The organism is Mesocryomonas fontinalis (assembly GCF_055730125.2).
This window is the reverse complement of record NZ_JBUZWG020000002.1, coordinates 286,466-301,977: the sequence shown is the minus strand read 5'-3', so window position 1 is coordinate 301,977 and position 15,512 is coordinate 286,466. Positions and strand designations below refer to the sequence as shown.

The following is a 15,512-nucleotide window of genomic DNA, read 5'->3' as shown; positions in this document are numbered from 1 at the left end:
TCTCAAGGCATTGTGCATGATGGGTGGCGGCGCTTTCGGGCGCCGCCTCTCGTTTTTCAGATTTTCTCCCGGCAGACCGGCAGCAGCGTTGTCGGCGGCCGCAGATCACTCGAGCTGGACGGCGACAAGCTTGCCTTCGGTCGACAACGGCACGTAGGCCACCTTGCTGGCAAAATCGTAGGCGAGATCGGCGGCGCCGGGCGCAAAATCCATCAGCTTGTCGACTGCGCCGTTCTCGTAGATCCGGTAGAGCGGACCCTTGACCGTGTCGGTCGACAGGTAGGTCCCGTCACCGACGATCGCGAGGCCATCGAGGAAGCCGACCGCTGTGCCGTCGCCGAGCGGATGCGGCTGCTTGTCGCTGAACGAAATCTCGACGAGATGGGTGGGCGCACCGGGCTTTCCGTCCTTCGGCACCTGGCCGAGCCCTGCGACCAGAAGGCGGTCCACATCGACGGCGATGCCATCGGGCGAGTTCAGGACGTCGCTCTGCAGCCACGGCTTGAAGCTGCCGTTCTCCAGCATCCAGATCGTGTTGGTGGCGGTATCGGAGACGAAGACGCGTCCGTCGCGGGCGGTCGACACGTCGTGCAGGGCAACAGCGCCGGGCGCCGGATAGCGCTGGGTGATCTTGCCGGTCTCGATCTCGACCGCCACCAGCTCGTCGATGTCGGCGACGTAGAGCGTTCCCTCGACCCGTCCGATACCCTTCGGCGCATTGAGGCCGGACACCCATCCTTGCTCGAGCATCTTGCCGTCCGGCGAGACCTTGGAGATCGAGCCGAGGCCGTCCTTCGCTTGCCGGTCGCCGGCAATCTCGGTGACGTAGAGAATGCCGGCGGGGAGGTCCGGTTCGACCGCGGCCGGGTTCTTCAGCCCGTCGAGCGTCCAGATCGGCTCGGCCGTCGCCGCGCCCGACAGCGCGGTGCCCACCAGCGCGGCGAGAAGGACGGTCTTGAAAAGGCTAGGCATCGACGAGCTCCAGTCGTTGGGTGTTGGGGTATTAGGGTGTCCGGAACGTCCGGCTAGTCATTCGGGCGATCTTCCGTCCAGTCCTCGGGTATCGGCTGATCCTTGCGCAAGGGGCAACCTGCACCGAAGCTCGGCGGAATTACGATAGCGTTCAAGATCCCGCCAGCACCTGTCGCAACGGTTTCACCGCGAAATTGAGGGTCGCATCCCAGTCCGGACTGCCGTGGGACAGGGCGCTTTCGATGCGCCCGGATGCATCACCCCGTGCCCGTCGCTTGCGCCAGCTCGAACGGGGCGGCTGCAAATCCGGGCAGAAGGGGTAACCTCGAAGGGTGGACCGAGCCGACATCCCCGTGGTTCCCCGGCAATTCAGGCCAGATGCCGCTGCAATACCGGCGCTGGAGGGCTGCCGGACGGGCAATACCGTCGATTCGACCGTCAAAAGCACCGGATTCACCGGCGTTTGCCGCGCTTGTCCGCAAGTTTCTTTGCCGGCTCAAGCAAGAGGCTGTAATCGCACGAGTATTAGCACCTTGCTGCGCCGCGGCGGATTTGCCCAATGGCTAGGGGAAGCGCTATAAACGGCAACAGATTCAAGCACACATCAGGATAAAATCTTGGCAGAAGACGAGATCGCAGCAGTCCCCCCGGAACGCCCGCGCGGCATCGATACGATCTCCATCGTCGAAGAAATGCAGCGGTCCTACCTCGATTACGCGATGAGCGTTATCGTCAGCCGGGCGCTTCCGGACGTCCGCGATGGCCTGAAGCCGGTGCACCGCCGCGTGCTCTACGCCATGCACGAGATGGGTCTCGTCTGGAACCGGCCGTTCAGAAAATCGGCGGGTGTTGTCGGTGAAGTAATGGGCAAGTTCCATCCGCACGGCGACGCCTCGATCTACGACGCCCTCGTGCGCATGGCGCAGGAGTGGTCGCTGCGGGCGCCGCTGATCAACGGACAGGGCAATTTCGGCTCGATCGACGGCGATCCGCCGGCGGCCATGCGCTACACCGAGGCGCGGCTGCAGAAGGTGTCGGACGCGCTGCTCGCCGACATCGACAAGGAGACCGTCAACTTCCAGGAGAACTACGACGGCCGCGAGATGGAGCCGGTCGTGCTCCCCGCGCGCTTCCCGAACCTTCTGGTCAACGGCTCCGGCGGCATCGCCGTCGGCATGGCGACCAACATCCCGCCGCACAATCTCGGCGAGATCATCGACGGCTGCATGGCGATGATCGACAATCCGGCGATCACGCTGGACGAGCTGATGGAGTTCATACCGGGGCCGGACTTCCCGACGGGCGCGCTGGTGCTCGGTCGCGCGGGCATCCTGTCGGCCTACTCCACCGGACGCGGCTCGATCCTGATGCGCGGCAAGGTGCACATCGAGCAGATCCGCGGCGAGCGCGAGGCGATCATCGTCACCGAGGTGCCGTACCAGGTGAACAAGGCCTCGATGATCGAGAAGATGGCCGAGCTGGTGCGCGAGAAGCGCATCGAGGGCATTTCCGACATACGGGACGAAAGCGACCGCGACGGTTACCGCGTCGTCGTCGAGCTGAAGCGCGATGCGACGACCGACGTCGTGCTGAACCAGCTCTACCGTTTCACGCCGCTGCAGACATCGTTCGGCGCCAACATGGTGGCCTTGAACGGCGGGAAGCCGGAGCAGATGACGCTGCCGGACATGCTGGCGGCCTTCATCGCCTTCCGCGAGGAAGTGGTGAACCGGCGCACCAAGTTCCTGCTGCGCAAGGCGCGGGAGCGGGCGCACGTCCTCGTCGGCCTCGCCATCGCCGTCGCCAATATCGACGAGATCATCAAGCTGATCCGCCAGGCGCCCGATCCGCAGACGGCGCGCGAGCAGTTGATGGAGCGGCACTGGGAGGCGAAGGACGTTGCGCCGTTGATCCGGCTCATCGACGATCCGCGCCACCGCATCACCGCCGAGAACACCTACCGTCTCTCCGAGACGCAGGCCCGCGCCATCCTCGACCTTCGCCTGCAGCGCCTCACCGCGCTCGGCCGCGACGAGATTGCCGACGAGCTGAACAAGATCGGCGAGGAGATCAAGGAATACCTCGAGATCCTCTCGTCGCGCTCCCGGGTGCGCGAGATCATCAAGGAAGAGATGACGGAAGTGCGCAACGAGTTCGCGACGCCCCGGCGGACCGAGCTCACCGACGGCGCGGCCGACATGGACGACGAGGACCTCATCCCGCGCGAGGAGATGGTCGTCACCGTCAGCCATGGCGGCTACATCAAGCGCGTGCCGCTCGCCACCTACCGGGCCCAGCGCCGCGGCGGCAAGGGCCGCTCCGGCATGTCGCTGAAGGGCGACGAGGACTCGGTGACGCGGCTGTTCGTCGCCAACACCCACACGCCGATCCTGTTCTTCTCCTCGCGCGGCATCGTCTATAAGGAAAAGGTCTGGCGCCTGCCGCTGACGACGCCGCAGTCGCGCGGCAAGGCGCTGGTCAACATGCTGCCGCTCGAGAAGGACGAGCGGATCACCTCGATCATGCCGCTGCCGAACGATGAGGCGCAGGCGGGCGAACTGAACGTGATGTTCGCGACCACCAAGGGCACCGTTCGCCGCAACAAGCTGGCCGACTTCATCCAGGTCAACCGCAACGGCAAGATCGCGATGAAGCTCGAGGATGCCGGCGACGAAATCCTTGCTGTCGCCACCTGCTCGGAAGACGACGACGTGCTGCTGATGGCCTCGTCCGGCCTCTGCATCCGCTTCCCCGCCACCGACGTCCGCGTCTTCGCCGGGCGCAACTCGATCGGCGTCCGCGGTATGGCGCTTGCGGAAGGGGACACACTGATCTCGATGGCGATCCTGCGCCATGTCGACGCGACCCCGGCCGAGCGGTCGATCTACCAGCGCATGCGCCGCGCGGTGGATCCGGACGAAGTGGCTGTCGACGAGGTGCCCGCGGACGAGGAGGCCAGTGCCGACGACCAGACCGCCCAGGTCGGGCCGGAGCGCTACGCCTTCCTCAACGCGCAGGAGCAGTTCATCCTGACGCTCAGCGAGTTCGGCTTCGGCAAGCGTTCCTCGTCCTACGACTTCCGCACCAGCGGGCGTGGCGGCAAGGGCATCCGGGCGACCGACATCTCCCGCACCGGCGAGATCGGCAAGCTCGTGGCCGGCTTCCCGGTCGAAACGGGGGATCAGGTGATGATGATCTCCGACCGGGGCCAAGCGATCCGCGTGCCCGTCGAGGGCATCCGCATGGCCAGCCGCGCCACCAAGGGCGTCACGATCTTCAAGACGGCGGACGGGGAACGGATCGTTTCCGTCGAGCGCATCCCGGATCAGGGATCGGAGGTCGTCGATGAGGCCGACACCGAGGCGGTTATCGCCGACGATTTGCCGACCCCGCCACCCTCGGACGTCCCGCCAGGTGACGACCTACCGAGCGACGATACAACCGACTGATGATAATGGCCCGCGCTTTGTCGCGGGCCATTCCACGCTGCTTATCTAGTCTGGTGGCGGCCGCGTCGGTCACGAAAAAAGCCGCCCTTTCGAGCGGCTTCGACTGTCTCGGTCTAGTCGGAATCGAACTGAGCGAACGTGCCCAGCGTAACGATCAGTTCATCGGACGGTGGCGCCGTGCGACGACTTTAACCCGCGAATTTTCCGCCTCGTTGTGCAGGGCGACGGCGGTGGCGGTGCAGAGTCCGGCAGCCATGGCGAGGGCAAGCGCAAAAACCAGCATGTTACTTCTCCGATTGTCCTGGAATTAACGAAGTCTTACGCTGATCGTTCCACGCCCAAGAATTTAGTGCAGAACCGACTGTTGGGCGCTGACCTTCCGCGCTTTCCTTGTAGCGGAAAAGGCATTGATCCTTGGTTTCGCAACATGCTGAAGAAATTACAAAATTGAAGGATGTGGCCGTTCCGATGCCGTCCCGTACCGCGCTCTACCCCGGTTCATTCGATCCGTTGACCTTGGGGCATCTCGACCTCATCCGGCAGTCGACACGGCTGTTCGACCGCCTTGTGGTGGCCATCGGCGTCCATCCCGGCAAGCAACCCCTGTTCAGCTTCGAGGAGCGGGCAGACCTGATCCGATCGGTGCTCGATGCAGACCCGAAGTCCGCCTGCGCGGTGGACATCGTTTCCTTCGACGGCCTGGTGGTCGACCTTGCCAGCCGCGAGGCTGCGACGGCGCTGGTGCGGGGGGTGCGCGACGGGTCGGATCTCGATTACGAGATGCAGATGGCCGGCATGAACGACACGCTCGCGCCGGCGCTGGTGACGCTGTTCCTGCCGGCGCGCCCGGCGTTCAGGCCCATAACCGCCACATTGGTCCGCCAGATCGCCGCCATGTCGGGCGACGTGTCGCCTTTCGTTCCGCCGGCGGTCGCCGCCGCGCTGAGGTTGAAGTTCGCCTGACGACGCTAGTTTCCACTCACCAGATCAATCATCCCGGGAAGACACCATGAAGCGCCTCGCCCAGTTCGGCCTCGCCGCCGCGATCACCCTCTCGAGCCTTGCCGGCGCGGTTTCCGCGGCCAGCGCCAAGGACACCTTGGTCATCACCACCAAGGATGGCGAGATCGACATCGCGCTGCGTCCGGATATCGCGCCGAACCACGTGAAGCAGATCGAGGCGCTCGCCAAGAAGGGCTTCTACGACGGCATCGTCTTCCACCGCGTGATCGACGGCTTCATGGCCCAGACCGGCGACCCGACCGGCACCGGCGCCGGCGGTTCGGACCTGCCGGACCTCAAGGCGGAGTTCAGCAAGGAACAGTTCAAGCGCGGCGCGGTCGGCATGGCCCGCTCGTCGAGCCCAGATTCGGCGAACTCGCAGTTCTTCATCATGCTCGACGACGGCGACTTCCTGAACGGCCAGTACACCGTGGTCGGCAACGTCACCAAGGGAATGGACGTCGTCGACAAGATCAAGAAGGGCGATGCTGCCGACAACGGCTCGGTCAGCAATCCCGACAAGATGCTGAAGGTTACCGTCAGCGACAAGTAAGGCACGGTTCGTGCCGCCGGGCTTGTTTCCGGGCGGCCGATCGTCCATTTGCTGACCATCGTAATGCCGGGCGGCGCCGTGAGGCGGGTCCGGCATGCCTTTTATCCCGGGCGGCACGACGCCGCCGCACAGAAGGAGACAAACGTGGCCTACGAAAATCCGGAAGACACGCTCGTCCTCGAGACCACCAAGGGCAAGGTCGTCATCAAGCTCCGTCCCGACCTCGCACCGGGCCATGTCGCCCGCTACAAGGAACTGGCGCGCGAGAAGTTCTACGACGGCGTCGTGTTCCACCGCGTCATCGACGGCTTCATGGCGCAGACCGGCGATCCGACCGGCACCGGCGCCGGCGGCTCCGACAAGCCGGACCTCAAAGCAGAGTTCTCGGCCGAGCCGCACAAGCGCGGCACCGTCTCGGCGGCCCGCACCGGCAACCCGAACTCGGCGAACTCGCAGTTCTTCGTCTGCTTCGAACGCGCCCCTTGGCTCGACAAGCAGTACTCGGTCTGGGGCGAAGTGATCGAGGGCATGGACGTCATCGACCAGATCAAGAAGGGCGAGCCCGTGCGCGATCCCGACTCGATCATCACCATGCGGGTCGCCGCCGACCTCTGATGTCTGCACAGACTGCACGCCGAAAGGCGTAGGTGACATCTCCATCCGCCCGGCCGACAAGGCCGGGCGGTTTTTCCATTTTACGAAGAGGGCGCCATGCGCGTCGATGCGTTCGATTTCGATTTGCCCGAGGCCAGCATTGCGCTCCGCCCCGCCGTGCCGCGTGCTGCCGCACGGCTTCTCTCGGTGCAGCCGGAAGGGAAGCTGGCCGACCGGACCATCGCCGACCTGCCGCAGCTCCTGCGGCGCGGCGACATCCTCGTGTTCAACGATACCCGCGTCATCCCCGCCCGACTGACGGGCCTGCGTCACCGCGGCGACACCGCCGCCAAGGTCGAGGCGACGCTGCACATGCGCGTGGCGCCGGACCGTTGGCAGGCCTTTCTGAAGCCCGGCAAGCGCATCGTCGCGGGTGAGACCTTGGTGTTCGACCCCGCGCCCGGCGGTCTGTCCGCTGTTCTGGTGGAAAAGGGCGAGGGCGGCGAGGCTCTTCTCGTCTTCGACCGCGGCGGCCCAGCGCTCGATGCGGCGCTGGCCGAGACCGGCATCCTGCCGCTGCCGCCCTATATCGCCTCCAAGCGCCCGGTCGATGCGCAGGATACCGCCGATTACCAGACGATCTACGCCCGCGAGAACGGCGCCGTCGCCGCGCCGACGGCCGGCCTCCACTTCACGCCGGATCTCGTCGCCGAGCTGGACGCTGCCGGCGTCACCCGCGAGTACTTGACGCTGCATGTCGGGGCAGGGACGTTCCTGCCGGTGAAGGCAGATGACACCGAGGCGCACCGCATGCATGCCGAGATCGGCCGCATCGATGCCGAGACCGCCGCCCGCCTCAACGCGGCGCGGGCAAACGGCGCGCGCATCGTCGCCGTCGGCACGACCTCGCTGCGCCTCCTCGAAAGCGCGGCGACGGAGGACGGAGAGATCACGCCCTTCGACGGCCCGACCTCGATCTTCATCACGCCGGGCTACCGGTTCCGGGCGGTCGACGTGCTCCTCACCAATTTCCATCTGCCGCGCTCGACGCTGTTCATGCTGGTCTCCGCCTTCTCCGGCCTCGACACCATGCGGGCGGCCTATGCGCACGCGATCTCCAGCGGCTACCGCTTCTACTCCTATGGCGATGCCTGCCTGCTCGAACGAAGGACCGACCGGTGAGCGACAGCTTCCAGTTCCGCCTGCTGGCCACCGACGGCCTCGCCCGCCGCGGCGAGATCACCATGCCCCGCGGCACCGTCCGCACGCCGGCCTTCATGCCGGTCGGCACCGGCGGCACGGTCAAGGCGATGTATCTCGACCAGGTGCGCGATCTCGGCTCCGACATCATCCTCGGCAATGTCTACCACCTGATGCTGCGGCCCGGCGCCGAGCGCGTCGCGCGGCAAGGCGGCCTGCACGAGTTCGCCCGCTGGCCGCACCCGATCCTCACCGATTCTGGCGGCTTCCAGGTGATGTCGCTCGCGAACCTTCGAAAGCTCGACGAGACCGGCGTCACCTTCCGCTCGCACATCGACGGTTCGGCGCACGCGCTAACGCCTGAGCGTTCGATCGAGATCCAGAACCTCCTGGACTCCGACATCCAGATGCAGCTCGACGAATGCGTGCGGCTACCGGCCGAGCGCGCCGAGATCGAGCGGGCGATGGAGATGTCGCTGCGCTGGGCCGAGCGGTCCGCCAAGGCGTTCGGAACGCAGGCCGGCAAGGCGATGTTCGGCATCGTCCAGGGCGGCGACATTCCGGACCTCCGCCTGCGATCCGCCCAGCGTCTCGCGGCCATGGACCTCAAGGGCTATGCGATGGGCGGCCTTGCCGTCGGCGAGCCGCAGCACGTGATGCTGAAGACGCTCGACGAGACGCTACCGGCGCTGCCGCACGAGAAGCCGCGCTATCTCATGGGCGTTGGGACGCCCGACGATATCGTCCAGTCCGTCGCCCGCGGCATCGACATGTTCGACTGCGTGATGCCAACGCGGGCCGGGCGCCACGGCCTCGCCTTCACCCGCTTCGGCAAGGTCAACCTCAAGAACGCCCGCCATGCCGACGATCACCGTCCGCTCGACGCGGAGTCGGACTGCCCGGCGGCCCGCGACTACAGCCGCGCCTACCTGCACCACCTCGTCAAATCCGACGAGGCGCTGGGCGCGATGCTGCTCACCTGGAACAATCTCGCCTACTACCAGAGCCTGATGGACGGGTTGCGTACGGCGATTTCCGCCGGCAGCTTTGCCGATCATGCCGCGGCCGTCAGCGAAGGCTGGGCCCGCGGCGACCTGGCGAAGCTGTAGGCTTCCTCAGGCGGAAACGTCGGTACCCTTTCGGATCGCGCAACTGGTGATCTTCAGCGATCCATCCGGCTGACGCTCGAGCGTATAGCTCGCGATATAGCTTTGGCCGGACTTGTCGGTGAGATAGACCTCCTGTCGGAAACCTTTGCCCTCCGCGCTGATGCTGCCGAAGACGGCGTTGCTCGACCTGAAGACGGGCGCGTAGCCGCCCTCGACCATAGCCATGAACGCCGTCTCGCTCGGGAACATCTGCTTGATGTTGGGCGCCGCGTAGGAATAGGCCGTCGGGCCATCGCCGGACTTGAACGCCTGCAGCTGGCCCGAAATGACCGCCTTGACGTCGGACGAGTCGTCGGCGAGCGCGGAAATGGGCCAGGAAGGCATCAGCAGGGCGGCAAGGGCGAGGGCATGCAAGGTCCGGCGCATTGACAGCTCCTTCCGGTCGAGGGTGATCCTTCCGTTCGACGACGATAGCGTCTGATGAAACGGCTTGCCTGGCTATCCCCGGCCTATCAAATCCACGTGACGGATCGGGCGATCAGGCCCTCTATCAGGGCGCTTGTCGCTATCCCTCGATCGAAAATCCGCGGCGCCTGCACCCATTGGCCCTGAATCCATTATCGCGCATGGGAAAACCCTTCACCGGCGCTAGCTGAGAGAATGACCGACTTTCCGGTACGGGATTTTCTCATGAAATCGACAATCGTGCTTCTCAGCCTCGGGCTCTGCTCGCTGGCCTTGACCGGCTGCGAAACCAACAACCGTGGCGGCGCCTATGACCGCGCGATCAACGAGGGCCCGGTCGGCCGCGGCCCCGTCATCGTCGACAACCGCCAGCCGGACTATCGCGACGACCGCGGTCCGCGCGGACGCTATGACGGACGCGATGGACGAAGCGATCGCTACGACCGTCGCGATGACCGGCGGGACGACTGCCGCGATGATCGCAACGTCGATCCCCGCTACAGCCGCTGCGACCGCTAGCACCTTCGCCAACAACTGACGCCATCACCGGCTTGTGCGTCGCGTCATCGGACCGATCGTGCTCAGTCAGCGCTATCCCAACAAAGCGAGTGGAAGACCATGTTCATTAATCAGATGCGGCCGGTACGCCGTCTCCTGGCGGCTTCGGCCGTCGCTACCCTCGTCGTCGCCACCGTCGCTCCGGCCTTTGCCCAGGCACCGCCGGCGAACGCCGTCCGGGTCCGCGGCACAATCGTGTCGCTCGACGGCTCCGTCCTAGACGTGAAGTCGCGCGACGGGACGGACGTCAAGGTCATGCTGAAGGAAGGCTGGAAGGTCGGAACCGTGACCAAGGCCTCGCTCGCCGAGATCAAGGCGGGCGACTTCGTCGGCGTCGCGGCGGCGCCCAAGGCCGACGGATCATCCGGCGCCCTGGAAGTTCTGGTGTTCCCGGCGGGGATGGCCGGGACGGGCGAGGGGCACTATCCCTGGGACCTCCAGCCCAACAGCACGATGACGAACGCGACCGTGACGAATGCTGTGACCGCGGTCGACGGCCGCAACCTGACGCTGTCCTATAGCGGCGGCAACGAGAAGGCCGTCTCGGTTCCCGCAAATACGCCGGTGGTGACCTTTGGCCCGGCCGACAAAAGCGATCTCGTCGCCGGTGCCACCGTCTTCATCCCGGCTCAGAAGCAGGCTGACAATTCGCTCCAGGGCGCATTCGTCGTCGTCGGAAAGAACGGCGTCGTCCCGCCGATGTAATGCTGAAACGGGAGTGCGGCCGGCAACGTCCGCATTCCCATGCTGCCATATGACGCAGCGACGGCCGCATGGCGCCGAAGACTGCGGGACGACGGTTTCCTGCTCTCAGCTTTCCTCGTCGTTTAGAAACCAGTCGTCCCAAGTGATGACGACGACCAGGCGCACGTGCCGGTCCTGCAGCCATTCCGGCACGAAGACAGGCGCCTGCGCGAGGGTATGCGCGTCCAGCATCACGCAGTCGATGTCCCGTGGATACTCGAAAGCTGCCAGCATGGCCGCAATGTCCGCCACGGTGGCGACCACGACGCCGCCCGAGATCGCGACGTCCCTGGCCATGCGGCTTGCCGTTTCGAGGTGACCTTCGACGATGAGGACACGTCTGTTGCTGAATTCCACCGAAGCGAGCCTGAACATCGCCCTATCCACCTCGCCCCGGGAAGGGACGCCGGCAAACGGCGGCTCTGGCGCAGGGATCTTTCAACCATCCCGGCTTATTCCGTATCCAGTTGGCATGAGGCAAGAAACCACCTTTACCGCCTCACCGTCATTGCAGACGACACGCGGGGCCATTTAAAGACTATGATTACCATCACGTCTATAAATGGCGGTTTGTCCAGCGGATATTTGTCATGATTATCGAATTCAGTAAAGTCTTGCAAGCTTAGTAAAACTTAAACTGGCGGTAGAAGATTTTGAGAGAATCAATTCAATTCTAGCAAGTAGAGATTACCAGTTGCTCGAAGGGCTCGGCTCATGGCCGGCTTCGCGATTTCTGGTCCGATGTCTCGCGAACTAGAGCTTCTGCCGAAGCCGCAGGTCACGCCTTTCGCACCGCTCCAGTGGCCAGGGCAGGTTGCCGTCACGCGGGGGGTGGGGTAGTCGACCAGCCTGCCTTACGGCCGGTCACCCCTGCGCCGGTCCGCGCGAAGCAGGATGGCATGATGAAGCGACTGGATCTGATCGATGGGCTGCGGGGCTATTTCCTCGTCTTCATGCTCATCAACCACCTGGCCTTCGACGGCGGCTACTGGCTGGTCGAAATCAACCATCGCCAGCTCGCCTTCGTCGAGGACGCGCAGGGCTTCGTCTTCCTTTCGGGCCTCCTCGTCGGCATGGTCTATGCCGGCCGAATGGAGCGGAAGGGCTTCCTGACGGCGGCGAGCGGCGTCTGGTCGAGGGCAGGGGACCTTTACCGGCAGACCCTGTTTCTGCTGGCCTTCGCGATGACGATGGCGCTGTTGGTGCCGGCGGCCAAGCTCGGCTGGGTCGACTGGATGGCCGACCTCGACTGGCGCAACCCGTTTCGCGCCGTGAGCGCCGGCTTGCTGCTGTTCCAGCCGACCTACATGGACATCCTGCCGCAGTATATCGTCTACATGTTGATCTCGCCGTTCCTGATCCTCGCCTGTCTCAAGGGGCAGTGGCATCAGGTTCTGATTGGCTCGTTCCTGCTGTGGCTGGCGGCGCAGTTCGGGGTCCAGCGTCCGCTGACGGCCCCGCTCAACACCTGGCTGGCCGGCGATACCGGACACGGGCTGCGGGTCAACTTCAACCTCATGGCCTGGCAGATCGTGTTCGTCTTCGGTCTCGTTCTTGGCGTGCTGACCGCGATGAACCGGGTCGACTGGCAAAAGGTCTTCCGTCCGGACGACACGCTGCTGCCGATGACCGCCTTGTCGGTCTGCCTGTTCTTCCTGCCATTCCGCTTCGCGACGGCGCACGACTACATGCCGATCGATATTCTCGGCACCTTCCAGAGCTACGAGAACCGCTCCGAGTTCGGCCTCGTCTACCTCTTGAACTTCACCGCGGCGGCGTCCGGCCTCGCCTGGCTGCTGGTGGCGGGCCCGGAACATGCGTCCGCCCGCGTGCGCCGGTTCGCAGGCCTCATGTCCTGGCTTTTCAAGCTGCCGTTCCTGCGCCTTCTCGGCCGGCACTCGCTGCAGGTCTACGTCTGGCACGTGATCATCGTGTATCTCGTTCGGTTCGTCGACTTCGAGACACCCCGGTTCAGCCAGTTGCTGAAGACGACGATCGCTTTCGGCTGCATCGCCCTTCTCTCGTTGCCGGCCATCTACCGTGAGCGCGCCCGCCTCTTCGGACGGGTGGAAGGAAAAGCCGCATGATCCCGGCGCGACTCTCCAAAGCCAGGCAGCGTTGCGAATGAAATGGCTGAAGCGCTTCGTCGTCTCCCGCGAAACGCTCCTCGCGAACCGCTGGATCAGACCGTTCGCCCACCGGCTGGCACACCCGGCGCTCTGGCACTTCAACCGGCGGTCCGTTTCCCGCGGCGTGGCGCTAGGCCTCGTCGCGGGCTTCCTTATCCCGGTGGGCCAGATCATCGTCGCGGCGGTCCTGGCGCTGAGCGTCCGGGCCAACGTCGTCGTTGCCGCGAGCTTCACCCTTGTAACCAACCCGCTGACCTTTCCGCCGATCTATTATGCCGCCTACCGCGTCGGAAGCTTCCTCCTCGGTTCGGGCGACGGCGGCGAATTGACCGAGGACCAGGTGATGGCGATGGCGGACGATGTGGTCGTGGACGAGACAGGCTGGAGCTTTGGCCGCTTTCTGCTGCCGTTGGCGATCGGACTGTCGATCTTCGCGGCGGTGTCTAGCATCGCCGGCTTCTTCCTCGCCCGTTTCTACTGGACCGCACGCGTCCGCCGCCGTTGGCGTCAACGCGCCCTCGTCCGCGCCGCCCGGTAAATCCGGGCACACGGTCGAATGAGCCGGGGGTGGGCATATTCCAACGCCGGCCATGCTCTCGCACCGAGATGAGCGGGCTCGACGACCATAAAAAAAAAGGGCCGCGGCAAACCGCGACCCTCTCTCAAACCTCATCAAATAGCGTAGCGCCTAGGCTGCCTTCTTGGACGCTTTGGGCTTCGCCGGCGCCGAACCGCTGGCGATCTTGGTCAGCAACTCGTCTGCCTTCTTCTCCTCCTGCAACGTCGCATCGAAGAGCGCGGCGGCCTCGTCGTAGCCGAGCTTCGTCGCCCAGGCCTTCAGCAGGCCGTAGCGGGCGATCTCATAGTGCTCGATGGCCTGCGCGCAACCGATCAGAACGTCGTCCGACGCCTCGGTCCCGCCGAAGTCCTCGAGGTCCGATTCCATCTCGCTGGTGATGCCGACCATGGCTTCGCAGGTCTTGGCGCGGGCCGGCTTGCCGATGATCTCGAAAGCCTGCGTCAGCCGCTCGACCTGGGCTGCCGATTCCTCAGCATGGTCGAGAAAGGCCTGCTTCAACTCCGGCGACTGGGCCGCCTTCGCCGATTTCTTCAACGCCTTCACCGACTGCTTCTCGGCGAAGTACACATCCTTCAGCGTCTCGTAGAAAGCGTCTTCGAGCGTCTTTTCCTGGGCCATAGTCTTCTCCGATGATTGCCGCTTGCTGGCGGTCGCGAAGCTGAACCCTCGGCCTATGCAACCGTTCCGACGCTCGCCCGACCGCGCCAAAGCGTACGCAGGCGTTAGGTTTCGAGCGCCGCGAAGGCTCTCGTGGAGGATCATAAGTTGCAGCTTTGGCAGTCCGCGCCCTTGATGGAAGTGCGTGCGGGTCGGAAAAAATGTCGCCAGCCTACGTCGGAATGGTCGCTGATGGCGTCCGCCATGATGCGGTCGTGCCAGCTCCGAACGGCATCATCGTGCTCCGTCCGTAGCGCAGACGATGCCAACGACGCTGCAGGGCTTCGATCACCAAGCCCCGAAAACCTCGTCGTTGACGATGTACCGCGGCTATGAGGCTAAGGAGAGCTAAAACAGGATACGGGAAATCGAAATTGATTGGTGAGCGCGCCGGGGCTCGAACCCGGGACCTACAGATTAAAAGTCCGTTGCTCTACCAACTGAGCTACGCGCTCGTCCGTCGATGGCCGAGGCCGATCGCTGAATCGCGCGGAACATAGAAAGCAAGGATCGAGCGGTCAACCGCTAAAGCCGCCGACACCCAGCCTTTTGACGAGATCACGCAGGGATGTCCCCGTTCGGTTTGCCGCTGGCGCTTGCGACGGCTAGGAGACGGGGAAGGGGGCCGACGTCTTCGCCCGAAAGGAACCTGCGTGATCGACGATCTGTCCTATCCGACCGCTGTCCTCGCCGGCGCCCTGTCCTTTCTGTCGCCTTGCGTGCTGCCGCTGGTGCCGCCCTATCTCTGCTACATGGCCGGCGTCTCCATCGAGGACCTGAAGGCCGGGCCGCAGATGAAGGCGACCGGCCGCGGCTATGTCCGGGTGCTGGCGACGGCTCTGGTGTTCGTGCTCGGCTTCTCGACCGTCTTCATCCTGCTCGGCGCCGGCGCGAGTTCGGTCGGGCGCCTGCTCAGGCAGAACCTCGACTGGCTCGGCATCGTCGCGGGCATCGCGATCATCGTCATGGGCCTCAACTTCCTCGGCGTGTTCCGCATCGCCTTTCTCTCGGGCGAGAAGCGATTTAGATCGCCGGACAAGCCGCGCAGCGTTCTCGGCGCCTATCTGATGGGCCTTGCCTTCGCCTTCGGCTGGACGCCCTGCATCGGGCCGGTGCTCGGCGCCATTCTCGGCCTTGCCGGCGCACGCAGCACGGTCGCCGAAGGCGCGACGATGCTCGCCTTCTACTCCGCGGGCCTTGGCATTCCCTTCCTTCTCGCCGCGGCCTTCTCCGGTGTCTTCCTGCGGTGGATGGGGCGGTTCCGGCAGCATTTCGGCAAGGTCGAGAAGGTGATGGGCGGGCTCCTGGTGATCACCGGCATCCTCTTCCTGACCGGTGGCATGCAGGCGGTCTCGTTCTGGCTGCTCGACACGTTTCCGGCCCTGATGGACGTCGAACGCCTGGCGACGTGAGGCCAGCCGACCCCGCCCAGCCGCCGCGGCGCGGCATTCACCGCTTGCTCAGGAACGCCTGCTAAGCCAGGTGATCCAGGCCTCAACA

The 15,512-nt window shown here is 64.8% G+C and carries 16 protein-coding genes and 1 tRNA gene; 11 read left to right on the top strand and 6 right to left on the bottom strand.

Features of this window, described 5'->3' with window-relative positions; translation table 11 throughout:
• Positions 1 to 105 precede the first annotated feature (105 nt).
• Positions 106 to 972 (bottom strand): SMP-30/gluconolactonase/LRE family protein, encoded by an 867-nt coding sequence (locus tag ACZL02_RS06545; RefSeq protein WP_472937791.1) that lies wholly within the window; start codon positions 970 to 972, stop codon positions 106 to 108.
• A gap of 692 nt (positions 973 to 1,664) precedes the next feature.
• Here ACZL02_RS06545 and gyrA point away from each other — a divergent pair.
• On the top strand, positions 1,665 to 4,421 hold the full coding sequence (gene gyrA / locus ACZL02_RS06540; protein ID WP_472938147.1) for a DNA gyrase subunit A: 2,757 nt from the start codon (positions 1,665 to 1,667) through the stop codon (positions 4,419 to 4,421).
• Positions 4,422 to 4,575: 154 nt separating this feature from the next.
• On the opposite strand, the gene ACZL02_RS06535 is transcribed toward gyrA, so the two are convergent.
• The gene (locus tag ACZL02_RS06535) at positions 4,576 to 4,704 is read right to left on the bottom strand and encodes a hypothetical protein (RefSeq protein WP_472933452.1); all 129 of its coding nucleotides are present in this window, start codon (positions 4,702 to 4,704) and stop codon (positions 4,576 to 4,578) included.
• A gap of 185 nt (positions 4,705 to 4,889) precedes the next feature.
• Here ACZL02_RS06535 and coaD point away from each other — a divergent pair, with 185 nt between their 5' ends.
• The 5 genes from coaD to tgt all read left to right on the top strand — a co-directional run bounded on the left by coaD (position 4,890) and on the right by tgt (position 8,879).
• Positions 4,890 to 5,384, top strand: a complete 495-nt coding sequence (coaD, locus tag ACZL02_RS06530) for a pantetheine-phosphate adenylyltransferase (protein WP_472937790.1) — start codon at positions 4,890 to 4,892, stop codon at positions 5,382 to 5,384.
• 46 nt (positions 5,385 to 5,430) lie between these two features.
• A complete protein-coding gene (locus tag ACZL02_RS06525; protein ID WP_472937789.1) occupies positions 5,431 to 5,976 on the top strand; it encodes a peptidylprolyl isomerase in 546 nt (181 codons plus the stop codon).
• A gap of 144 nt (positions 5,977 to 6,120) precedes the next feature.
• Positions 6,121 to 6,591 (top strand): peptidylprolyl isomerase, encoded by a 471-nt coding sequence (locus tag ACZL02_RS06520; RefSeq protein ID WP_472937788.1) that lies wholly within the window; start codon positions 6,121 to 6,123, stop codon positions 6,589 to 6,591.
• 96 nt (positions 6,592 to 6,687) lie between these two features.
• Entirely contained in the window at positions 6,688 to 7,752 is a 1,065-nt protein-coding gene (gene queA / locus ACZL02_RS06515; RefSeq protein ID WP_472937787.1) for a tRNA preQ1(34) S-adenosylmethionine ribosyltransferase-isomerase QueA, read from the top strand.
• Positions 7,749 to 8,879 carry a tRNA guanosine(34) transglycosylase Tgt gene (gene tgt / locus ACZL02_RS06510; RefSeq protein WP_472937786.1) on the top strand — a complete coding sequence of 377 codons (1,131 nt, stop codon included), beginning with the start codon at positions 7,749 to 7,751 and terminating at the stop codon, positions 8,877 to 8,879. The genes queA and tgt overlap by 4 nt, the downstream gene beginning before the upstream one ends.
• 6 nt (positions 8,880 to 8,885) lie before the next feature.
• On the opposite strand, the gene ACZL02_RS06505 is transcribed toward tgt, so the two are convergent.
• Positions 8,886 to 9,305: a DUF4864 domain-containing protein gene (locus tag ACZL02_RS06505; protein ID WP_472937785.1), complete on the bottom strand. Its 420-nt coding sequence runs from the start codon at positions 9,303 to 9,305 to the stop codon at positions 8,886 to 8,888.
• Between the two features lie 264 nt (positions 9,306 to 9,569).
• Between ACZL02_RS06505 and ACZL02_RS06500 the strand changes: the two genes are divergently transcribed.
• The gene (locus tag ACZL02_RS06500; protein ID WP_472937784.1) at positions 9,570 to 9,863 is read left to right on the top strand and encodes a hypothetical protein; all 294 of its coding nucleotides are present in this window, start codon (positions 9,570 to 9,572) and stop codon (positions 9,861 to 9,863) included.
• 99 nt (positions 9,864 to 9,962) lie between these two features.
• Positions 9,963 to 10,607 (top strand): hypothetical protein, encoded by a 645-nt coding sequence (locus ACZL02_RS06495; RefSeq protein ID WP_472937783.1) that lies wholly within the window; start codon positions 9,963 to 9,965, stop codon positions 10,605 to 10,607.
• Positions 10,608 to 10,712: 105 nt separating this feature from the next.
• On the opposite strand, the gene ACZL02_RS06490 is transcribed toward ACZL02_RS06495, so the two are convergent.
• Positions 10,713 to 11,021, bottom strand: coding sequence for a hypothetical protein (locus ACZL02_RS06490; protein WP_472937782.1), 309 nt, complete (start codon positions 11,019 to 11,021; stop codon positions 10,713 to 10,715).
• Positions 11,022 to 11,548: 527 nt separating this feature from the next.
• Between ACZL02_RS06490 and ACZL02_RS06485 the strand changes: the two genes are divergently transcribed.
• Positions 11,549 to 12,733, top strand: coding sequence for an OpgC family protein (locus tag ACZL02_RS06485; RefSeq protein WP_472937781.1), 1,185 nt, complete (start codon positions 11,549 to 11,551; stop codon positions 12,731 to 12,733).
• A gap of 37 nt (positions 12,734 to 12,770) precedes the next feature.
• Positions 12,771 to 13,313, top strand: a complete 543-nt coding sequence (locus ACZL02_RS06480) for a DUF2062 domain-containing protein (RefSeq protein ID WP_472937780.1) — start codon at positions 12,771 to 12,773, stop codon at positions 13,311 to 13,313.
• Between the two features lie 150 nt (positions 13,314 to 13,463).
• Here ACZL02_RS06480 and ACZL02_RS06475 read toward each other — a convergent pair whose 3' ends face one another.
• Positions 13,464 to 13,973 carry a YciE/YciF ferroxidase family protein gene (locus ACZL02_RS06475; protein WP_472937779.1) on the bottom strand — a complete coding sequence of 170 codons (510 nt, stop codon included), beginning with the start codon at positions 13,971 to 13,973 and terminating at the stop codon, positions 13,464 to 13,466.
• A gap of 418 nt (positions 13,974 to 14,391) precedes the next feature.
• Positions 14,392 to 14,467 (bottom strand) — tRNA-Lys (locus ACZL02_RS06470).
• 201 nt (positions 14,468 to 14,668) lie between these two features.
• Between ACZL02_RS06470 and ACZL02_RS06465 the strand changes: the two genes are divergently transcribed.
• Positions 14,669 to 15,424: a cytochrome c biogenesis CcdA family protein gene (locus tag ACZL02_RS06465; RefSeq protein ID WP_472938146.1), complete on the top strand. Its 756-nt coding sequence runs from the start codon at positions 14,669 to 14,671 to the stop codon at positions 15,422 to 15,424.
• Positions 15,425 to 15,512: the final 88 nt, after the last annotated feature.